Consider the following 22321-nt stretch of genomic DNA (forward strand, 5'->3'; position numbering starts at 1 on the left):
CTGCCGCCGCTCATTGGCTGATAAGATGCCGGCTTTATTTGATGCCGATTTCAGAAAGCTGCAGCATCGAGTTGGTGGCGATGGTGGGCTTGAAATCCAACCGTTCGGAGACACGCGAGAAACCAACCATGTGGAACAGCAACACATCCGCCACCACGTCATCATGCAGGTAGGCGATGAGTTCAGACCAGAGCTTGGCGCGCTCGTCACCAACGGCTGCGGATGCACGTTCGATCAGGTCGTCCACCTTGGGGTCCGAGAAGCCGGACTGCGTGCCCTTGGTGGCATATTTGAAGAACATGGTGAAGGATGGATCGCCCTTGGAATTGTCGTGCATGGCGGCGACGATCTGCGGTCCGCGGCCTTCCTTGAAAGGCTTGGAATAATAGCTCTCGTGCTCGGCCACTTCCACGAATTTCAGATCGACCTTGAAGCCGACTTCCTGCAATTGCTGCTGGATCGCCTCCATGATTTCGGTGACATTCGGGAAATTCGCGGTGCGCGCAATGATGGTGATCGGCGTATCCACTTTCACGCCGGCAGCCTTGGCTTCCTCGAGCAGCTTCTTTGCGCCATCGGGGTCATAGGGGAAGACCTTGACGTCGGGGTTCCAGCCAAGCGTCGTCGGTGGAACCAGCGCCGTGGCCAGCACCGCACCTTCAGGAACCAGCGTGCCGAGGAAAGCCTGCCGGTCGATGGCAAGGTTGAGCGCGCGACGCACCCGCACATCGTTCAGCGGCGCGATATTGTGGTCAAGACGCATATAGACCGTCTCGCTGTCGAGATAAGAGAAGTCGGTCTTCGGATTGGTCGCGTCGAGCTGGGAAATGGAAGGCGAAAGATCGGCCTCGCCGGTCTGCACCATGGCGGCGCGAACCGAAGGATCGGCACGGAAAAGATAGGTCGCTTCCGTCACCTGCGGCTTCTTGCCCCAATAATCGTCACGTGCAGTCAGAACGATCTGCTGGCCCGGCGTCCAGTTGGTCAGCTTGTATGGGCCGGTGCCGACAGGCTCGCGGATGAATTCCATCTTGGTTTCTTCGGGAACGATGGTGACGAGCGACATCAGCAACGGCAAAATGGGCTGAGCCGGGTCGGTCTTGAAGTCGATGGTCTGGTCGTCAACGATCGTGGGGGTCACCGTCATACCGCCGAAATAACGGCGGGATTCGCAGGCGTTCTTGTCGCTCATGATGCGTTCGAAGCTGTGCTTCACATCCTTGGCGTCAAAGGTGGTGCCGTCGGAAAACTTCACACCCTGACGCAGATGAAAGCGCCAGCTGCCGTCGGCATTTTGCTCCCATTTCTCGGCAAGCCGTGGCTGAACGCCGTTTTTGCCGCGCACATCAAGCTCGGTCAGCGTCTCGCTTACATTTTCCATGATGATGCGGCCGATGTTGGAGCGGGTCGCCATGCAGGGCTCAAGCAGGTCAGCCTCTTCCGCCAGCACGATTTTGATCGGCCCCGACGCCGCAAGCACCGGCGATACTGCGGCGCTGAGGGAACCCAAAACAAGGGCGCCCGCAATCAATGACTTCTTCATTCCGTTCTCCTCCCAGATCAGAAAATCAGCAACATGGCGGCGTGCCGCAAGGGGCTTCTGAAAAATCCCCGTCTCCCCGCATCGAGGAGCATGGTGTGCGGATGATTGTCTCCTCCACCCGTGAACAGAGCATCGACGCTATCACATTTTTTGTCAATTTATTTTTCTTTAGCATTTTTTATTTGCATCGTAATAGTAATTTTTATCGTTATAAAACATGTATTTATTTGCATTAATCAAAAATTCAACGCTGCTGTTTTTGTTGAAATAAACTTGACAACTTTTCGAATATGTCATTTTCATCAGGCTAAGAGGAGACCATGATGACACCTGATGACATCGCTCACGCCATGACCGGAGCCGTCCACGCCACGTCAGAAAGCCGGCAGGAAGCGTTTCTGCCATCGCCGATGATCCAGAACCATGCGAGCTTCCTGCATCTCGCTGGTGACGGCGCTTTGCTCTGCGCATGGTTCGGCGGCACGCTGGAGGGAAAATCGGATATTTCGATCTTCGCATCCGTGCTGATGCCAGGCGCAAACCGGTGGGGAGCGCCGCAGCGCCTCAGCCACGATCCAGACCATTCCGAACAGAACCCGGTTCTCTTCACCGCGCCGGATGGCGCTTTGTGGCTGTTTCACACCGCCCAACCATCAGGCAATCAGGATGAATGCCGCATCCGCATGGCGCGGGTCACCCGCGATGTGGCGGCGCCGGAAAAGCTGTCCTCCGAAGAAGGGCGTTTCCTCGACCTCCCGAAAGGCTGCTTTGTCCGCGCGCCGCTGCGCATTCGTGATGATGGCGCCTGGCTGCTGCCGATCTTCCGCTGCATCCAGCGCCCCGGCCAGAAATGGAACGGCAGCCACGATACTGCGGCACTTGGCATATCCAGGGACAATGGCCTGACGTGGCAATTGCAGGAGCTGGAAGATTCGACCGGCTGTGTGCATATGAGCCCGGTTGCGGGCGGTGATGCACGCTACTCCGCCTTCTTCCGTCGCCGTCAGGCCGATTTCGTCTACCGCACGGAAAGCGCCGATGGCGGCCGCTCGTGGTCGAAACCGCAGCCAACCGACGTGCCGAACAATAATTCCTCCATCGCCGCCATCAGGCTCGGTGACGGGCGACTGGCGATGATCTGCAACCCTGTCAGCGCCGCGCAATCGAGCGACCGGCGCGCCTCGCTTTATGACGAATTGGGCGAAGATGACGGCAGGCCGGATGCCGATCCGACAGGCGGATGTGTGCCTGTCTGGGGCGTGCCGCGCGCGCCGGTTTCCATCTGCATCTCCGATGACGATGGGCGCAGCTTCCCCACCCGTATCCTGATCGAGGACGGTCCCGGCACCTGCCTGTCGAACGATTCGACGGACGGCCGCAATCTGGAAATGTCCTATCCATGGCTTCTGGAAGCGCCGGACGGTACGCTGCACGCAAGTTACACCTATCATCGCCGCGCAATCAAATATGTCCGGCTGGCGCCCGGCTGGGCCGAGGCCAGGGACGGGAGAAAAAGATGAGCAACATCATTGGCATCACCATGGGCGACCCCTGCGGCGTCGGCCCGGAAATCACCGTCCGGGCGCTTGCTGAAATGTCCGCCCCGGATCAGGCCGCGACGCGGATTTACGGCAACCTCGCCACGCTTCAGGCAGCGCGGGATGCGCTTGGCGTCGACATCGATCTCACGCAGCATGTGGTTGACCTGCCCATCGAGGGCGCGCCGCTGCCCTGGGGTACGCTGTCGCCGGTCGCTGGTGACGCCGCTTTCCGTTTCATCGAAAAGGCCGTACGCGATGCCGAAGCGGGCGAAATCGGCTGTATCGTCACCGCGCCGATCAACAAGGAGGCGCTTAACCTTGCGGGCCACCATTATGACGGCCACACCGGCATGCTGCGCAGCCTCACCGGCTCGTCGGCGGCCTATATGCTGCTTGCCTCCGAACGGCTGAAGGTCATTCACGTCTCGACCCATGTGTCCCTGCAGGAAGCCATTCGCCGGGCGACGACGGAACGGGTGCTGGCGACCATCCGCGCCGGCAATGCTCATCTGAAGCGCATCGGTTACGAGCGCCCGCGCATCGCGGTCGCCGGCATCAATCCGCATTGCGGTGAAAACGGCCTGTTCGGCACCGAGGATGACGACCAGATTGCGCCGGCGGTCGCCGCTGCGCGTGCCGAAGGCATCGAGGTGCAGGGACCGATTTCCGCCGATACCGTGTTCCACCGGGCCTATTCCGGCGCTTTCGATCTCGTCGTCGCGCAATATCACGATCAGGGCCATATCCCGATCAAGCTCGTCGCTTTCGATACCGCCGTCAATGTTTCAGTCGATCTGCCGATAGACCGAACGTCCGTCGATCACGGCACGGCTTTCGACATTGCCGGCAAGGGCATCGCCAATCACGGCAACATGAAAGAGGCCATCGCCTACGCCCGCAAGCTCGTGGCGGGCAAGAGCGCGAAAGGATGAGCACCATGTCCACAGCTCCCATTCTCATCCATCAGCCCCGCAGGCTCGCCGTTGGCGCTGGCACCATAGCGCAGGTCGGCGCGTTCGCCGGCAAAACCGCGTCAACCCTGGTGATCGCCACGCCGCTGACGGCAAAATTCGTCGACCGTTTGCAATTGCAGGGTCCATTCACGGTATTCGACGCCATTCCCGGCGAGCCGAACACGGCGACGCTCGATGCAGCACTGGCTGCGGCACGCAATGCCAAACCCGATCTCGTCATCGGCCTCGGCGGCGGTTCGGTAATGGATGTGGCAAAGCTGGTGGCGGCATTGTGGAATTCCGACCAGACGCTTGGCGATGTGGCCGGACCCAACCGGGTTGCCGGGCGCGACACCAGGCTGGTGCAGATCGCCACCACCGCCGGCACCGGCTCGGAAGCCGGCATCCGCTCGCTGATCACCGATCCCGTCAAGGGCAACAAGATCGCGGTCGAAAGCCCTTATCTGATTGCGGATTTCGCGGTTCTCGATCCGGAACTGACCTATTCCGTACCGCCTGCCGTGACGGCGGCGACGGGTGTGGACGCCATGGCCCATTGCGTGGAAGCTTTCACCAACCGCAAGGCCCACCCGATGATCGACGGTTTTGCCCGCATGGGCTTTGCACTCGTCGGCAAATATCTGGCGCGCGCCGTCCGCGATGGCACGGATACCGAAGCACGCGAAGGCATGATGCTCGCCTCCTATTATGGCGGCATCTGCCTCGGGCCGGTCAATACGGCCGCCGGTCATGCCATCGCCTATCCGCTCGGCACGCTTCTCAACCTACCGCATGGGCTGGCGAATGCCATCGTCTTTCCGCATGTTCTGGCCTTCAACCAGCCGGCGGTTTCAGCAAAGACAGCGGAAGTGGCAGGCGCGCTCGGGCTTCGGGATCATCTTTCGCCCGATGATCTTCGCAAGGCGGCGACGGATTTCTGTGCCGGGCTCGGCATTGAAATGTCGCTGGCAAGGCACGGAGCAACCGAGACTGATCTTCCCCGTTATGCCGAGGACGCACACGCCATCCGCCGTTTGATGGACAATAACCCCGTCGATATGAGCCTTGAGGACGTGCTCGGCATCTACCGCCGCGCCTTCTGAAAGAAAGTCCGGTGCGCCTTCGGGCGCATCGGCCTCAATCCGCGTGCGAAGATTCGAACAGACGCTCGCGTGATCCCGTCAGATGCTGGAGCATCAGTTCGCGGGCCGCCTCCGCATCCCCATCGGCGATAGCGTTTGCAATAGCCTCATGCTCGGCAAAAACGCGTGTCAGGCCAGAGGCTTCACGCTTCACCGACATGCCGTGGAACTTCATTCCCATCGCGATATGATCTTTCAGGGCCTCCATCGCGGTAGAGAAATAGCTGTTCCTCGCCGCCCGCGCGATGGCCAGATGGAACTGGTAGTCGGCGTCCTCACGGTGGGACTGGCGATTGGTGGCGTCGCGCATCAGTTCGAGCGCCTTTTTGATCGCCGCAAGCCTCTCACCATCGTGACGTAAAGCCGCCGCGGCAGCCGCTGCCGGTTCCAGCGTCAGCCGGAATTCATAACAATTCAGAAGATCGGCGACGTTTTCCAGCTGGCCAAAACCAAGCGGCTCACGCATACCGACAGCCCGCACGTAGCTGCCGGAGCCTCTGCGGGAATAGATAAATCCCTGCTCACGCAGCCGCCGCAGTGCTTCGCGGACAACAGGCCTCGACACTTCGAATTCCATGGCAAGTTCATGTTCGGTCGGCAGCCGTTCGTCCGGCTTATAGGCGCCGGATTTGATCGCCCGGTGCATTCTCTCGAAAATAATGTCCGGAAGTGCCTTACGCGCCGTTTCTTTCATCAGCCCCATCTGGTCAGCTCTCTCCAGCGTCGTTTACGCCAAGCATCATTTTCGCAATCTGTTTCAACGTGTCAGCTTGCCCAAAACCGCCGGACTTCGCAATGATGCATTGGTCTTCGGACCAGCCGACGCCTAAACCCGGCAGGCATTCGCCGGCAAGACGCAGCCGCGAAATGCCCATGGCGCGCAGCACGGCTTCGGCCGTCGCCCCACCCGACAAAAGCAGCCTGCCAGCACCTGCCGTGAAGCGTGGCACGACGCCTTGCGCCAACCGGTCGGAAACGACAAGCGGTGAAAGATCGTCTAATCCCTGCGTCGCCTGAACCAGCGTCAGGCCGGAACCATCATGTGCATGGGAAGGCACGACACCATTGGGCGCATCGATGACCGACACTAACCCGGTGCTTTTGAGCACTTCGATTTGCTCAACGGTAATCGGATCACGGGAACCGACGACGAATAGCCCCTTGCCGGGCGGAATGATCGCCGCCTCGGGGGCAGTCCGCGCCGTCATCTCCTCAGCCAGCGCTTCGGCAAGACCCCGCGCGCCGACCAGAAGATCGACGCCTTTAGCCTGCGCGGCAACGAGAGCCTCCCTGATGTCGGCCTGCGATCGCGTATCCGGTATCGTGCAGCGGCTGGCGTGCCCGCCCAGCTGTTCGTGGACCGGAATGGCGTCGTCAACGCCAAAACCTGATACGGCACCGCCAGTTACGACGCGTCCAAAATCCGGAATGGCGGGCGCGACAAGCGCGTGCCGATAGGAAATCGCATCCATTTCAGCCGCAATATGCCCCTTCAGCCGGGAATCGACCTTTTTGAACAGGATCCTATCCGCTGGAACCAGCGCCAATAACGACCGCGTGCGATGACCGGCTTCACCCGCATCACCGTCACGACAACCCAGGTTGACGCTGAGGACCGCAGGCGCATCCGCGAGGGCTGCGGGTACACCGTCAAGCCCGATCGCAACCTCGGTCGCCAGCCCGCGCCCGGCAAAGGGTGCGGCCGCATCGAGAGCGCCTGTCAGATCATCGGCGAAAATCAACAGCACGGGCGGAGCCTTCAAAAAAAGTTGTAATGTTTTACCTCAATAAATTTATTTATAATCAATAGATAAACAGATGTGAATAACAAAAATTATTATGCAGACTTTCGGACTTCCTAACTGGCCACAAAGAGGCCTGCCGGCCAATCGCCGAATTCAGAAATGATGAAGACAAGCGGCAAACGCGGCCCGCCCGCATGCAGTTCGGCAGGGCGGGCGAAAGATGACAAACAGGGTGTCGCCGCTAGATGAACCGAAAAGGCAGCCCTGAGATAAGCGCTTTGACAAAACGCTTTTTCTGAAAGCGCCCGTTCAGTGATACGCGGGGCAATTGCGTTGGCTTTTCAAGATTATGAGGTCCAAGAACACCGGCCTGCGTGGTGACCGCCACGGAAAATCCCGCCTCAAGCACCGCCTTTGCTTCACGCTCTGCCACGGCCTTCGTCCAGCCATAGGGATAGGAAAAAGATTGCGGCCGATGGCCGACATAAGCCTCTACCCGACGTGTCGATTCCTCGATTTCGTGAGCCAGCCGCGCGAGATCGATCTTGCGCATGTTCACATGCGTCATGGTGTGTGCGCCTAGATGCACCAGAGGATCGTCCGACAGCGCCCTGAGCTCATCCGCGTCCATCACGAGTTCACCCACGATCGCGATGGGATCGATGCCCTGTTGCCTCGCGACGCGGTCGATCCTTTCCACTGCCTCATCCTCTGAAAAGTTCTGCACGAAATTTTCAAGGCGTGTGAATGCTTCCGCCTTCTGCGAAGGCGTGGCGGATGCAACATGTTCCGGACCAGAGCCGAAATCGAAGTCAAACGATGCAGCTTTCTGCGTCAGTGCAGCTGCGGTTTCCCACCACAGGCTGCGCGTCCGCTCAACAAAACCCGGTGTGATGAAAATCGTGTAGGGAACGGCATATTTGCGGAAAACTGGCGCGGCGTGTTGGGCATTGTTGCGATAACCGTCATCAAGCGTGAAGGCACAGAACGACCGACCTTCGTTATTGTCGGCAAGCAGTGCCGGTAAATCATGCAGATGGACGGGAACGAGACCACATTCTAGCGCGGCCTGTATCGCCTCTTCCAGAAACTGCGGCGTGACGGACAATTGCACATTGGGCGCAAAAGGCGAGATAGCCTCCCCGGGGCGCACATGATGAAGCGTAAAAATCACGCCACGCCCGGCAAGGGACGGAAACGCGGCGCGGACCATCGGCAGAGAACTTAACTCCAGCCCGGCCCTTATGGCTCCGTATTTCAAGAGACGCTTTACCGGCGGCGAGAAAACCATCGCTGATTGTTTTGACTTCAGGCCAGGCAGAACCCGTTTTTTGACGACTCTCCACGCGGTGAGCGGCAGATCGATAAGACCCGGCAGGGGATCATTCAGCGCAAAGGCGGCCCAGCTGCGGATTTTGCCCAGAGACGCAAAGTAGTCTCCCATATTTGCCTTGCCGCGCCGGCTTAATGTAAAGGCGGCAACCGCATCACGGACAAGATAAGACCACGACACGCCTTGTCGCGCAGCCCGGGATTGGCCGGCGGGCACATCGTTGGCAACCTGCCATAATAACGCGCCGAGATCGACGCCCGCCGCCGAACTGAGGCCGAACCACGACCAGGGGCGCGGATTGACATCGAGAAGCTTCAGCGAACCATCCCTGCCATCGAGTTTAAATTCCACCTCGACGAGACCACTGTGACCGGCCGATTTTAATATCGTCTGGGCCGCATCGATGGCCTGGCGGTTGTCGACAACCTCGACGCAGGTGCTGGTATATCCGAAATCGACGGGATATTGGCGGGCGCGACGGGCGGTGAATTCGGCAACCGGTTCTCCGTTGTGCCACAGCGCCGCATAGGAAAACTGGCTTTCTCCACCGCCGGGAATGAGTTCCTGCACCACGACATTGCCTGCGCCGATCTCCGCGCTCGCATCCGCAAAGGCCATTTTCAACGCCTGCCGATCATCGGCGCGGATCACCTTCGCGCGGGAAATCACGGTGTCACCGCCACCCATATTCGGTTTGAGAATGACGGGAAACGTCACGTCCAGCGCATTGATGTCATCGGTCGATGTCAGCGCATAGGTCCGGGGGAAGGAGACGCCAAGCTCCGCCGCGCGTTTGTAGAGCAGCGGCTTCTCACACAACCATTGCAGGGATGGCCAATCCGGCAGGATGATTTTGTAAAGGGCGGAAAGCTCTTCGCGATGTTGCGAAACGAGCTGAACCTCGCCATCCCCGGATGGCACGAGCAGACAGCCCTTCAGATGATGCCTTTCGGCCATTTCCCGCAAAAAGGGCAACGCCCCGGCATCGTGCGGACCGGCCCAGCGGATGGTTTCCCGCACGAAGCGCGACCAGCCCGGCAACGGTGAATCATGGGTGAGATAATAGACAGGCACATTCAGGGCGCCGAGGCTGCGGGCAAGGGCAAGCGTGCCGTGAGCGCCGCCGACAATAACAACACCTGGAATGGTCAAAGCCTGATCCCCGTCCTATTCCCTACCTTGATCGCAAAAATTGATAAATAAATTGGATATTTCTAAAGTATTGAGCGGCCGACGATCGAATTGCCGGAGCCGAAGCGCTTCTTGCTCTCTGAGCTTCTTTTCGCGCTTCGGAATTTGCTTCGAACTCAACGGGAGCCGCGTCACGCCTCTTTGCGGACGGCGCGCGGCTCGCCATTATCGTCCACTGCGACCATGATGAAGACGGCTTCCGTGACCTTTTCCCGTGAATCCTGATAATGCCTTCGGGTCCAGGCCTCGATCTTGAGTGTGACGGAGGTGCGCCCGACCTTCTCTATCCGGGTATAGACGCACAATGTATCGCCGATCTTGACCGGTTTCTTGAAGACGATTTCATTCACAGCCACGGTCACGGTGCGGCCGCCGGCCACATCATTGGCGCGGACGAAAGCGGCAAGGTCCATCTGCGACATGACCCAGCCACCGAAAATGTCACCGGCCGGATTGGCGTCGGCGGGCATGGCAAGCGTTCTGAGGGTCATTTCCATATCGGCGGGCGGTTGCTGGTCCATATGTCAAATTCCTTTCACAAACCTCCCGCTGCCGGACTTAGACAACCGCGCTTCATCAGCCAATAGCCGATTTTTCGCGGCAGCCCCTCCAAAACAGCAAGGAATCACAGAGCCATCGTAAGCTTCGGTTAACCATGATGGGGCACGATTCCAAAAAACGCGAGGGCGTGCGAATGGCCTATGACTGGAGTGGGAACAACACGATACAGCAACGTTACGACCGCATCATTGTGGTGGTCGCAAGCGTTATCGCCGTTAGTCTGGCGACCGGAACAATTGCCCTGCGCTTGCAGGCGGGACCAGAGACCACAATAAATCTCGCCAAACAGCAGCGGCTCGACCTGGAAAAGTGGCATTTGCGGCTTTGATCCGCCACGATCAAACCAAAGGATGACATAACAGGCCGGCTATTGCGGATTGCCATCGCGCCTGGCGATATTTTCCTTCGGCATGGTGTGGTCGAGATGGGCCACGGCCGGGGAAAGAACCGATAGAAACGTCTCCGACCGGCCAATATAGATGATCGCCGCACCATCGATCCCGTTCAGAACCTCGGCCAGCGTATCCTGCGTCTGTTTCTCCAGCCCTTCCAGCAAATCGTCGATGACGACGAATTTCGGCTTCAGCAGAAGGGCATTGGCGACACGGATGCTGGCCTGCTCGTCCGGATCCAGTTTCTTGTCCCAGCGGATGTTTTCATCGAGGCGGGGTGCCATATCGCCAAGCCCGCATGCCGTGAGTGCCGCGACATAATCTTCCTCCGTAAACCGCTGCGGCGCGCGCGGATAGGCCAGAACTTCCCGTAGCGAACCCGTCGGCAGATAGCCGTGCTGGGCGATGAACAGCGTGTCGGATTGTTCGGGCATTTCTATTCTGCCCTGCCCCCAGGGCCAAAGGCCCGCCATGGCGGCAAATAGCAGCCGCCGGTTCACGCCCTGCTCGCCATTGATCATCAATCGCTCGCCCGGCCCGATCTCCACCTCGGCCTCGCGCAGCCTGAAGCCGCGTTCCACATCCTGCCCACCCGCATCGCGGCAGATCGTGACCGACCGAAGACGGATCTTTTCGTTCACCGCGCTCCTTTGCAGATCGATCGCAAGGCCGTGCTGTTCGACGCTGTCCATCTGGATCAAGGCGTTGCGAAACACCGAGACGCGCTGCAGTGTTGCCTTCCAGCTGGCGATCGGCCCGAAATTGTCGATGTACCAGCGAAGCGCGGTATTGACCTGGTTGAAGGCTCCGACAGCCATCATCAGCCCGCCAAAGGTGAGGTTGCCGGAAAAATAGACCGGGGCCGCGATCAGGATAGGCGCAACGACCGCCAGCCAACCATAGCCCGACGAAACCCAGGTCAGATGCGTCAGCGCCATGGCCAGCCCCCGGATCACACCGAGCACGGCATCGATATCGACCCCGATCCGCCGCCGCTCGTTTTTCTCACCGCGCGCCAAAGCGATCGCCGCCAGATTTTCGCTGGCGCGCATCAGGGAGAAACGTAGTTCGGCCTCTTTCGAATAACGTTCGGCGTTCAGCCCGACCAGACGATAGCCGACAAGGTTGCTGAGCAAAGACGCGGAACCGGCATAAAGGATGGCCGCCCAAACCATATATCCGGGAATGGGGACAAGATCGCCATTGATGGTGATGGAGAAACCCGCCGACAGGCCCCAGAGAACACCGATAAAGCTGATTAGCAGGATGGTTGCGTTCACGAGACCGATGGACAGTGCCGTGCTGCTTTCGGCAAGGTTGCGGACATCGTCGTGCAAACGCTGGTCCGGATTGATCGCGATCGTGCCGAAACCGGCAAGACGCGCGGCCCGGCCCGGCTTCAGCCATTGGTCCACCATATCCTTGGCAAGACCCTCGCGCATGTTCAGCGCCGTCATCTGATTGAGCCAGGTCTGGATGACATTGAGGAGGAGAAGAAGCCCGGCGATGATCGCGAAGACCTCAAGCTGGTGAATGAAGGCATCAAGATCGCGCCGTTCCAGCGCGTTGTAGAACGGCGCGTTCCACTCGTTGAGGCGAATCTGCCCGTAGGCTGTGAGCAATATCACTACCAACAGGGCAATCGACAGCAATATCAGCCGGTTGCGCACCGGTGACGTCCAGAAGGCATTCCCCATCATGCGCAATTGCGCAGAAAAATCGAGATCGAAACCCGCAGGGTTAGCCGCGTTCTTACGCTGGTCGTCGGTCACCGTTGTTGCCATTCATTCCATTCCGAAACGTCAGTCGGCAAAGAAAGCGGGTCGCGAATCTGCGCCTTGCGATGCCAAGCAATAACACGCCCTTCGACCTTGTCCACAATCCCGGCGAAATCCCGGCGGCGACGATTGAAAATCGCGGATAAATCTTCGTACGGACAAACATTGCGGCCTGCACCAACAATGCGGATGCCCCCGGAAATGATCCTTGCTTTCTTTTCCTGCATTGCACAAAATCCGAATAATTTCAGAGGGGCGGATAAACCGCATAGACCGGAAAACCGGGCAAGGCAGATTAATGGCGATCAAAGCGAGCATCTATCATCTGACGCATTATAAATATGACAATCCGGTTCGCCTTGGACCACAAATCATCAGATTAAAGCCCGCCTCGCATTCCCGAACCCACGTTATCAGCCATTCGCTCAAGGTTTCGCCATCCAATCATTTCGTAAACCTTCAGCAGGACCCTTACGGCAACTACCTCGCCCGCTTCGTTTTTCCCGAGCCGGCCACGGAATTCAAGATCGAGGTCGATCTTGTCGCCGATATGACGGTTTACAATCCGTTCGATTTCTTCGTCGAGGAAGAAGCGACCAAATGGCCATTCGAATATCCGCAGGAATTGCGGGACGATTTGTCCATCTACATGAAACCGGAGCCAACCGGCCCGCTGCTCGCCGCCTTCATGGCGACCGTGGACCATACGCCGGGGCAGCCGACGGTCGATATGGTGGTGGGCCTCAATGCCCGTCTGCAACAGGAAATCGGCTATGTCATCCGCATGGAACCGGGCGTCCAGACACCGGAGGAAACACTGGCTTCCGGCAAGGGATCGTGCCGTGACACCAGTTGGCTGCTCGTGCAGGTTCTGAGACATCTTGGTCTCGCCACACGTTTCGTGTCAGGATACCTCATCCAGCTGACACCCGATCTCAAGGCCCTGGACGGTCCTTCCGGCACCGAGGTGGACTTCACCGATCTGCACGCCTGGGCTGAAGTCTATATGCCGGGCGCCGGCTGGATCGGTCTCGATCCCACCTCGGGGCTTCTGACCGGTGAAAGCCATATTCCTTTGGCGGCGACACCGCATTACCGCAACGCCGCACCGATTTCCGGCGGTTATTTCGGCCATGCCAACACGGAATTCGCGTTCGACATGCAGGTCCGGCGCGTCGCCGAAACCCCACGTATCACCAAGCCCTTTTCCGATGACAGCTGGGAGAGCCTCAACGCGCTCGGTGAAAAAGTCGACCAGGTGCTGAACGCGCATGACGTCCGGTTGACCATGGGCGGCGAGCCGACTTTCGTTTCCATCGACGATTTCGAATCCGACGAATGGAACACCGGCGCGGTGGGACCGACGAAACGCGAAAAGGCCGATGCCCTGATCCGCCGCCTGCGCGAGCGTTTCGCGCCAGGCGGCTTTCTGCATTACGGGCAGGGCAAATGGTATCCGGGTGAAAGCCTGCCGCGCTGGACCTTTTCGCTCTATTGGCGAAAGGACGGTCTGCCGATCTGGCAGAAACCGGAACTGATCGCCGAAGAAGGTGTGGATGCCGGCGTTAAGACCGATGACGCACAAAAACTCCTCGGCGGCATCGCCACCCACCTCGGCATAGACAAGGAGCTGGTGCTTCCGGCTTACGAGGATCCGGCTGAATGGATCATCAAGGAAGGCAGCCTTCCGGAAAATGTCGATCCGTCCAATTCGAAACTGAAAGACCCGGAAGAGCGCAACCGTATCGCCCGTGTGTTCGAGCGCGGATTGACGACGCCAACGGGTTACATTCTGCCGGTGCAGGCGTGGAATGCCCGTGCTGGCGGAGAACGCTGGATCAGCGAGAGATGGAAGACACGGCGCGGCAAGATATTCCTTGTTCCGGGTGACAGCCCGGTCGGTTATCGACTGCCGCTCGGCACCCTTCCCCATGTGCCGCCATCTGCCTACCCCTATATCCACGAGGCCGACCCTTCGATCCCGCGAGGCCCGCTTGCCGATCCGACGCCTGCACCGGCCCGCGCCATGCCGGAAGCCTCCTTTCAGGCGGACGAAGGTACGGCTCAGGCACGTGTCGAACAGACCATTGGCGAAATCGGCGGTGCGGTGCGAACCGCCATGTCGGTGGAACCCCGCGACGGTCGGCTCTGCATTTTCATGCCGCCTGTCGAACGTATTGAGGATTATCTGGAACTGATCGCAGCGGCCGAAGCCGCAGCCGCCGATCTTGGGCTGCCCGTCCATATCGAGGGTTATGCGCCACCAAACGACGAGCGCATCAATGTCATCCGCGTCGCGCCCGATCCCGGCGTCATCGAGGTCAATGTCCATCCGGCCGCAAGCTGGAAAGACTGCGTCGACATCACCTCGGCGGTCTATGAAGAGGCGCGACAGACGCGTCTGGGCGCTGACAAGTTCATGATCGATGGCCGTCACACCGGCACCGGTGGTGGCAACCATGTGGTCGTGGGCGGGGCCAACCCGAATGACAGCCCATTCCTGCGCCGGCCCGATCTTCTGAAAAGCCTCGTTTTGCACTGGCAGCGACATCCGTCGCTTTCCTACATGTTCTCCGGCCTGTTCATCGGCCCGACAAGTCAGGCGCCACGCATCGATGAGGCCCGCCACGACAGCCTCTACGAACTTGAAATTGCGCTCGCGCAGGTGCCTGCCCCCGGCGAGGGTGCTCCACCGCTGCCTTGGCTGGTTGACCGTCTGTTCCGCAACCTGTTGACGGATGTGACGGGCAACACCCACCGCGCCGAAATCTGCATCGACAAGCTGTTTTCGCCGGATGGACCGACCGGTCGCCTCGGCCTTGTGGAGTTTCGCGGTTTCGAAATGCCGCCGAATGCCCGCATGTCGCTGGCGCAGCAATTGCTGGTGCGCGCGCTTGTCGCCCGCTTCTGGAAAAATCCGGCCGCCGGCAAATTCGTGCGCTGGGGTACAACACTTGCCGATCGTTTCATGCTACCGCATTACGTCTGGGCGGATTTTATGGACGTTCTCGCAGATCTCAGGGAAAACGGCTTCGACCTGAAACCCGAGTGGTTCACCGCCCAGCAGGAATTCCGTTTTCCCTTCTTCGGCGAAGTGGAATATGAAGGCTCCAAACTGGAGTTGCGTCAGGCGCTCGAACCCTGGCACGTCATGGGCGAACAGGGAGCCATCGGCGGCACCGTGCGGTTTGTCGATTCCTCGGTTGAACGTCTGCAGGTGCGCCTCGAAACTTCCAATCCCTCACGCTATGTCGTGGCCTGCAACGGACGCGCAGTGCCTCTGACGCCGACGGAAAATCACAGCGTTGCGGTCGCCGGTGTCCGGTTCAAGGCATGGCAGCCCTCTTCAGGCCTGCATCCCGTTTTGCCCGTCAATTCACCCTTGACCTTTGACATTTATGATACATGGTCGAGGCGATCGATCGGCGGATGCATCTACCATGTTGCTCATCCGGGCGGGCGCAATTACGAGACATTTCCCGTCAACGGCAACGAGGCCGAGGCACGCCGCCTTGCCCGTTTCGAACCATGGGGACATACGGCAGGGCAATATCCGCTTCATGCGGAAACCGTGTCGCCAGAATTTCCGCTGACGCTCGATCTGCGTCGGCCATACGGAGTTTAAATTGTCCAAAGCCCCGGCAACGGAACGCAAGACGGAAACGAGCGCGCAACCACGCGGGCTTGATTATTCCACCCTGCCGGGCGTGGCCGACGAGATGCTTGATACCGACGGCAAGGTCAGGCCGGTCTGGAAGAACCTGCTCGGCGCGCTCTCGCGCATGTCGGAACGCGAATTGCACGAGCGCTTTGCCCGCACCGACCGCTATCTGCGCGACGCGGGCGTGTTCTACCGCGATTACAGCAAGGGCAGCAGCGAACGAAACTGGCCGATCTCGCATATTCCGGTGCTGATCGATGACAGGGAATGGACGGTTCTTTCCGAAGGGCTGAAACAGCGCGCCGATCTTCTGGAGGCCATGGTTGCCGATTTTTACGGCGAAAACCGGCTGGTGAACGAAGGTTACGTGCCGCCGGCGCTGATCGCTTCCAATCCGGAATATTTACGGCCGATGGTCGGGGTAAAACCGGCAAGCGGCCATTACCTGCACTTCTGCTCATTCGAAATAGGACGCGGACCTGATGGAAACTGGTGGGTGCTGGCCGATCGGACTCAGGCGCCCTCTGGTGCTGGCTTCGCGCTGGAAAACCGGGTAGCCACCACCCGCGCGCTGTCCGATATCTATGCCGAAACCCATGTTCACCGTCTCGCCTCGTTTTTCGGCGCTTTCCGCGACACGCTACAGGCCCACAGAAAGCACCCGGACGATCGCATCGCGGTGCTGACGCCCGGCCCCGCCAACGAAACCTATTTCGAACACGCCTATATCGCCCGTTATCTCGGCTTCATGCTGCTGGAGGGCGAGGACCTGACCGTCGTCAACGGCCGCGTCATGGTTCGAACCGTGGCCGGGTTGAAGCCGATTGGTGTACTTTGGCGACGTCTCGACGCCTCCTATTCCGATCCGCTGGAACTGAACCAGCAATCCCATATCGGCACGCCCGGCATGGTGCAGGCGCTGCGCAACGAAGCGCTCACCATCGTCAACGCACTCGGCAGCGGCATTCTCGAAACGCGGGCACTGCTTGCCTTCATGCCGCGCATCTGCCGCCACCTTCTGGGCGAGGAACTGAAACTTCCCTCGATTGCGACCTGGTGGTGCGGACAGGAATCGGAACGCCGCCACGTTGCCGGCAATATCGAAGGCATGGTCATCGGCCCGGCCTATTCCCGCATGCCTTTTTTCGACGACAACGGCCAATCCGTGCTCGGCTCCTCCCTGCGCGAGACGGCAAAGGAATCGATCAGCGACTGGCTTGCCTCCGACGGCCACAGGCTGGTGGGCCAGGAAGTCGTGAAGCTTTCAACGACGCCGGCCTATATCGACAACAAGCTCGTGCCGCGCCCGATGAGCCTTCGCGTTTTTGCCGCCCGCACCCAGGACGGCTGGCAGATCATGCCCGGCGGCTTTGCACGGATCGGCAGCGGCGACGATGTGTCCGCCATCGCCATGCAATCGGGCGGCAGCGCGGCGGATGTCTGGATCGTCAGCGAAAAACCGGTGGAACGCACCTCGCTTCTGCCGGCGGAAGAAAGCTTTACCCGCAACATGCCGGGCAGCCTGCCAAGCAGGGCTGCCGACAATCTCTTCTGGCTCGGCCGTTATATCGAACGTTCTGAAGGCGCATTGCGCATCCTGCGCGCCTGGCACGGGCGTTATGCCGAGTCAGCCGATCCGCGCCAGCCCCTGCTCGCTCATGTGACGCGATATCTCGAAGCGCTTGACGTGGAGATGAACGATGCCGTGCCGGATAGCCTGCTGAACAACATCAACAGCGCGCTTTATTCCGCCAGCAATATTCGCGACCGCTTTTCGCCGGATGGATGGCTGGCGCTGAACGACCTCGCCAAGACGGCCCGCCGTTTCCACGCGAAAGTCGCGCCCGGCGACGACGCCACCCACGCCATGACGATCCTGCTGCGCAAGCTTGCCGGCTTTGCCGGTCTCGTGCACGAAAACATGTACCGCTTCACCGGCTGGCGTTTTCTGTCGATCGGCCGTTATCTCGAACGCGGGCTGCATATGACCCGGCTTCTCGGCCACATGACCGGACCGGACGCCCCGGATGGTTCCTACGACATGCTGCTAGAAATCGGCGACAGCGTCATGACCCATCGTCGCCGTTATAATGTCGCCACGGCTGGCCTGACGGTCACCGATCTTCTGGCGCTTGATCCGCTCAATCCGCGCTCGATCCTGTTTCAGCTGAACGAAATCCGCACCGAGGTGGAACAGCTGCCGAACGCTTTCGTGAACGGCCAGATGTCGCCGTTTTATCGCGAAACGATGCGCCTGCATTCCGGGCTCGCTGTCATGACGCCGGAAAACATGAACGGCGCGATCTATCGCCAGCTCGAAACCGACATGGAACATCTGTCCGATGTTCTGGCCCGCACCTATCTCGGATAACCCCATGCTTTACGATCTTTCCCTGCATATGGGTTACACCTACGACACACCGGCCCATGGCGCACGCCACATTATCCGCGTGCTGCCGCTGTCGATCCCGGGCCGGCAGAGACTAATCGCAGGTTCCATCGATGTTTCGCCCGCACCGGAAGAACGCGCCTTCTTTGACGATTTCTTTCATCAATCGGCCACGTCGGTGCATCTGCGCGCGCCGCATGAAAAGCTGGATATTCGCATGCAGGCGCGGGTGATGGTGGAAGCGCCGGCCATGACGGCGGATTTTTCACCCGAGCTTTCCCGCTTGCCGCAGGACCTTGCCAATGTCTGGTCGATCGATTTTCAGTCACCGCACCACTTCATTGGCACAAGCCCCAGAATAGGGACGGATGCGGCGATCTCAGCCTATGCGCGGGAATTGCTGAAACCAGGAATGACCATCCGCGAAATCGCGCTGGCCATGTGCAAACGCATTCACAAAGACTTCACCTACGATGGCGAGGCGACAACCGTGGATACGACACCATCTGAAGCCTTTAAATTGAAGCGCGGCGTGTGCCAGGATTTTTCGCATATCATGATCATGGCGCTGCGCAGCCTCGGCATTCCCGCCGGTTATGTCAGCGGTTTCCTGCGCACCATTCCTCCGCCGGGCAAGGAACGGCTGGAAGGCGCCGATGCCATGCATGCCTGGGTCCGCATCTGGTGCGGAGAAGCGGCCGGTTATCTGGAACTCGACCCTACCAACGATATCGTGGCCGGCAGCGACCACATCGTCGTCGGTTATGGCCGCGACTATTCGGATGTTGCACCGGTGATCGGGGTTCTGAAGAGCTACGGTAACCAGCAGATAAAACAGGCCGTGGATGTGGTCCCCGTCCAGCAATGACACAATATGTGTTATTTCAATCTTCCAACCAATTAATTCTTGAAAATACTTCGAAAACTGCACCAATTTGAACGAATTATAAAATTGTAATCTTCGCGTTAGCGGATTTTACATCCTTTGCGGGTTTCCTGCGCTCAATCGCATATTCTAATCGGTGAGCCCCATCATGACCGCCTCCGCAGATCAAAAACTGAAGCGCCGTTTCTTTGCCGATACCAGCGGTAATTTCGGCATCATGACGGCAATATTGCTGCCGATGTTGCTGGGCGTGGCCGGAGCCGGCCTGGAGCTGGCGAATGTGATGCAGGTGAAAGCCGATCTGCAAAACACGGCGGATTCCGCGGCGCTCGCTGCAGCAACCGAGGCACGTCTGAAGGAAGGCGCGCTCACAGACGAACAAATCAAGGAAATCGCCAAGGCCTTCATCGCTGCGCAGATGGAAAAGAGCCTGACTGAGGAAGAGAAAAAGGAACTGGAGAAGAACTCCCCAGTCGGCGTTTCTGCAAAGGAAGATGCACGCGGCAAGACCTATACCATCGAGACCACACTATACCGCCAGGTGCAGCTCAACCCGCTGCTGGGGTTCATCGGCGTGAAGACACTCGATATCGCGGCGACCGGTACCGCCAAGAGTACCGTCAACAAGGGCGCGCCGATATCCATGTATCTGGTGCTCGACCGCTCCGGTTCGATGTCGTTCAAGACGGACAGTGTCGACAGCACTAAAACGTCCTGCCAGAACTACACGTCCGATAACTGGGGCAAGTATCCCAATCTCGGCAAGACATCGCCCTGCTATGTCAACAAGGCCACATCGTTGAAGACCGCCGTCAGCTTTCTCGTTGCTACATTGAACAAGGCCGATCCGACCTACACCGCAAGCGGCAGCTCACAGCTCGTTCGGACGGGCGCCTCGGTTTATACACATGAGACCTATGCGGCTCAGGCCATCAGCTGGGGTACGAACAGCGTTGTCAGCTATGTCGACAAACAGATCCCGGAATTTCCATCCGGCGGTACGGATGCACGAAGCAGCCTGAATGCCGCTTACAATGCCCTTAAAAAAACGAATCCGGACGAAGCCAAGGCACATAAGACACAGGAAAGTGAATCCTTCGAGCGCTATATCGTGCTGATGACCGACGGTGAAATGACCGGAAACAGCTCCTCGTGGAGTTCCAGCATCGACCAGTCGGTGCGCACCACCTGCGAGACCGCCAAGAAAGACGGGATTAAGATTTTCAGCGTCGCCTTCATGGCGCCGGACAAGGGCAAGTCGCTGCTGCAATATTGCGCCTCCAGCCTCGACAATTATTACGCGCCCGAAAACATGGAGCAGATCGTCACCGCCTTTGGCGAAATCGCCCGCAAGGCAGCCGGTAGCATTGCCACGCTGACCAACTGACGAAAATTCGGCAGACGCAGCCGCAAAGCGTATCTCTTTTGGGGCATTTACCCCGGGGCCAATCTTCCCCGGCTTTGCATGGCTGACAAGACATGCGCGGCAGGTGACAGCGGCAGCGGCCCGTGGCATAGGAGGGCCGCTCCCATTCATAGGCCCTGTCATGATCCGCATCGAAAATATCAGCAAGTCGAACAGTCACCGTATTCTTTACATCGAGGCCTCCGCTGCGCTCAATCGTGGCGAGAAGATCGGCCTTGTCGGGCCGAACGGTTCTGGCAAGACCACGCTGTTTCGGATGATGACCGGCGAGGAGCAGCCCGATGAGGGACAGGTCGTCGTCGAAAAAGGTATGACGGTCGGTTATTTCGATCAGGATGTCGGTGAAATGTCCGGACGCTCCGCGGTCGCCGAAGTCATGGAAGGCGCAGGCCCGGTCAGTGAAGTGGCGGCGGAATTGCGGGAGCTGGAAGCCGCCATGTCCGATCCCGACCGGATGGACGAAATGGACGCCATCATCGAACGTTATGGTGAAGTGCAGGCGCGTTACGAAGAGCTGGACGGTTACGCGCTGGAGGGCCGCGCCCGTGAGGTTCTGGATGGCTTGAGCTTCAGCCAGGAAATGATGGACGGCGATGTCTCCAAACTGTCCGGCGGCTGGAAGATGCGCGTGGCGCTCGCCCGCATCCTCCTGATGCGTCCGGACGTGATGCTGCTTGACGAACCGTCGAACCATCTCGATCTCGAAAGCCTGATCTGGCTTGAGGATTTTCTGAAGAACTATGACGGCGCATTGTTGATGACTTCGCATGACCGCGAATTCATGAACCGCATCGTCACCAAGATCATCGAGATCGATGCCGGCAACCTCACCACCTATTCCGGTGACTACGGCTTTTATGAACAGCAGCGCGCGCAGAACGAAAAGCAGCAGCAGGCGCAGTTCGAGCGCCAGCAGGCCATGCTCGCCAAGGAAATCAAATTCATCGAGCGCTTCAAGGCGCGCGCCTCACATGCCTCGCAGGTGCAGAGCCGCGTCAAGAAACTTGAAAAGATCGACCGCGTCGAGCCGCCAAAACGGCGCCAGACAGTCGCTTTTGAATTCGCACCGGCCCCGAGGTCGGGCGAGGATGTCGTGGCGCTGAAGAAGGTTAACAAGGCTTATGGCAGCCGCACGATCTATGGCGAGCTGGACTTCATGGTGCGGCGCAAGGAGCGCTGGTGCATCATGGGCGTCAACGGCGCTGGAAAATCGACCTTGCTGAAGCTGGTGACCGGCACGACCGAGCCGGATTCCGGCAATGTAACACTCGGCGCCAGCGTCAAGCTCGGCTATTTCGCCCAGCACGCCATGGATGTTCTGGAAGGCGACAGCACCATTCTTGAATGGCTTGAGGAACGTTTTCCGAAAGCCGGGCAGGCGCCGCTCCGCGCGCTTTCCGGTTGTTTCGGCTTCTCCGGCGACGACGTGGAGAAACGCTGCCGTGTTCTTTCCGGCGGTGAAAAAGCCCGTCTCGTGATGGCGGCCATGTTGTTCGATCCGCCGAATTTCCTGGTACTCGACGAACCAACGAACCATCTCGATCTCGACACCAAGGAAATGCTGATCAAAGCCCTGTCGGATTATGAAGGCACGATGCTGTTCGTTTCCCACGACCGCCATTTCCTCGCCGCCCTTTCAAACCGGGTGCTTGAACTGACCCCGGATGGCATTCACCAATTTGGCGGCGGCTACACCGAATATGTCGAAAGCACCGGGCAGGAAGCACCGGGCCTTCGCAGCTGAGGCCATTTACCGGACGCCTGGTCTCCGCAACCGTAA

The 22321-nt window shown here is 59.1% G+C and carries 16 protein-coding genes; 9 read left to right on the forward strand and 7 right to left on the reverse strand.

Annotation, left to right across the window (positions count from 1 at the left end; genetic code table 11):
• Window positions 1–34: 34 nt before the first annotated feature.
• Window positions 35–1543: an ABC transporter substrate-binding protein gene (locus FCH38_RS12295; protein ID WP_174373936.1), complete on the reverse strand. Its 1509-nt coding sequence runs from the start codon at window positions 1541–1543 to the stop codon at window positions 35–37.
• A 323-nt stretch (window positions 1544–1866) separates the two neighbouring features.
• On the opposite strand from FCH38_RS12295, the gene FCH38_RS12300 reads away from it, so the two are divergent.
• From FCH38_RS12300 to FCH38_RS12310, 3 genes are read left to right on the forward strand one after another with little or no spacing between them, the layout of a single operon-like run.
• On the forward strand, window positions 1867–3063 hold the full coding sequence (locus FCH38_RS12300) for a sialidase family protein (protein WP_174373937.1): 1197 nt from the start codon (window positions 1867–1869) through the stop codon (window positions 3061–3063).
• On the forward strand, window positions 3060–4016 hold the full coding sequence (gene pdxA / locus FCH38_RS12305; protein WP_174373938.1) for a 4-hydroxythreonine-4-phosphate dehydrogenase PdxA: 957 nt from the start codon (window positions 3060–3062) through the stop codon (window positions 4014–4016). Before FCH38_RS12300 ends, pdxA begins: the two co-directional genes overlap by 4 nt.
• Window positions 4013–5140 (forward strand): iron-containing alcohol dehydrogenase, encoded by a 1128-nt coding sequence (locus FCH38_RS12310; RefSeq protein ID WP_174373939.1) that lies wholly within the window; start codon window positions 4013–4015, stop codon window positions 5138–5140. The genes pdxA and FCH38_RS12310 overlap by 4 nt, the downstream gene beginning before the upstream one ends.
• A gap of 34 nt (window positions 5141–5174) precedes the next feature.
• Here the strand turns inward: FCH38_RS12310 and FCH38_RS12315 are convergent, their stop codons facing one another.
• The 4 genes from FCH38_RS12315 to FCH38_RS12330 form a co-directional block, all read right to left on the reverse strand.
• Window positions 5175–5882: a FadR/GntR family transcriptional regulator gene (locus FCH38_RS12315; protein WP_149899745.1), complete on the reverse strand. Its 708-nt coding sequence runs from the start codon at window positions 5880–5882 to the stop codon at window positions 5175–5177.
• Between the two features lie 4 nt (window positions 5883–5886).
• Window positions 5887–6927, reverse strand: a complete 1041-nt coding sequence (locus FCH38_RS12320) for a four-carbon acid sugar kinase family protein (protein WP_174373940.1) — start codon at window positions 6925–6927, stop codon at window positions 5887–5889.
• Window positions 6928–7165: 238 nt separating this feature from the next.
• Complete coding sequence (locus FCH38_RS12325; RefSeq protein ID WP_174373941.1) at window positions 7166–9409, reverse strand: polysaccharide deacetylase family protein; 2244 nt, start codon at window positions 9407–9409, stop codon at window positions 7166–7168.
• Between the two features lie 170 nt (window positions 9410–9579).
• Window positions 9580–9969 (reverse strand): acyl-CoA thioesterase, encoded by a 390-nt coding sequence (locus FCH38_RS12330; RefSeq protein ID WP_153514322.1) that lies wholly within the window; start codon window positions 9967–9969, stop codon window positions 9580–9582.
• 173 nt (window positions 9970–10142) lie between these two features.
• Between FCH38_RS12330 and FCH38_RS12335 the strand changes: the two genes are divergently transcribed.
• A complete protein-coding gene (locus FCH38_RS12335) occupies window positions 10143–10337 on the forward strand; it encodes a hypothetical protein (RefSeq protein ID WP_174373942.1) in 195 nt (64 codons plus the stop codon).
• Window positions 10338–10376: 39 nt separating this feature from the next.
• Here the strand turns inward: FCH38_RS12335 and FCH38_RS12340 are convergent, their stop codons facing one another.
• Together FCH38_RS12340 and FCH38_RS12345 are read right to left on the reverse strand one after the other, a co-directional pair.
• Window positions 10377–12185: an ABC transporter ATP-binding protein/permease gene (locus tag FCH38_RS12340; protein WP_174373943.1), complete on the reverse strand. Its 1809-nt coding sequence runs from the start codon at window positions 12183–12185 to the stop codon at window positions 10377–10379.
• On the reverse strand, window positions 12170–12406 hold the full coding sequence (locus tag FCH38_RS12345) for a hypothetical protein (protein ID WP_174373944.1): 237 nt from the start codon (window positions 12404–12406) through the stop codon (window positions 12170–12172). The genes FCH38_RS12340 and FCH38_RS12345 overlap by 16 nt, the downstream gene beginning before the upstream one ends.
• A 71-nt stretch (window positions 12407–12477) precedes the next feature.
• Between FCH38_RS12345 and FCH38_RS12350 the strand changes: the two genes are divergently transcribed.
• The 5 genes from FCH38_RS12350 to FCH38_RS12370 all read left to right on the forward strand — a co-directional run bounded on the left by FCH38_RS12350 (window position 12478) and on the right by FCH38_RS12370 (window position 22285).
• The gene (locus FCH38_RS12350; RefSeq protein WP_174373945.1) at window positions 12478–15804 is read left to right on the forward strand and encodes a DUF2126 domain-containing protein; all 3327 of its coding nucleotides are present in this window, start codon (window positions 12478–12480) and stop codon (window positions 15802–15804) included.
• Between the two features lies 1 nt (window position 15805).
• On the forward strand, window positions 15806–18211 hold the full coding sequence (locus tag FCH38_RS12355; RefSeq protein WP_149899612.1) for a circularly permuted type 2 ATP-grasp protein: 2406 nt from the start codon (window positions 15806–15808) through the stop codon (window positions 18209–18211).
• 4 nt (window positions 18212–18215) lie between these two features.
• The gene (locus FCH38_RS12360; RefSeq protein WP_174373946.1) at window positions 18216–19097 is read left to right on the forward strand and encodes a transglutaminase family protein; all 882 of its coding nucleotides are present in this window, start codon (window positions 18216–18218) and stop codon (window positions 19095–19097) included.
• Between the two features lie 166 nt (window positions 19098–19263).
• On the forward strand, window positions 19264–20502 hold the full coding sequence (locus FCH38_RS12365; protein ID WP_153514315.1) for a vWA domain-containing protein: 1239 nt from the start codon (window positions 19264–19266) through the stop codon (window positions 20500–20502).
• A 160-nt stretch (window positions 20503–20662) separates the two neighbouring features.
• Window positions 20663–22285 (forward strand): ABC-F family ATP-binding cassette domain-containing protein, encoded by a 1623-nt coding sequence (locus FCH38_RS12370; protein ID WP_149899615.1) that lies wholly within the window; start codon window positions 20663–20665, stop codon window positions 22283–22285.
• Window positions 22286–22321: the final 36 nt, after the last annotated feature.

Origin of the sequence: Agrobacterium tumefaciens (assembly GCF_013337285.1) — a bacterium.
Lineage (GTDB): Bacteria > Pseudomonadota > Alphaproteobacteria > Rhizobiales > Rhizobiaceae > Agrobacterium > Agrobacterium burrii.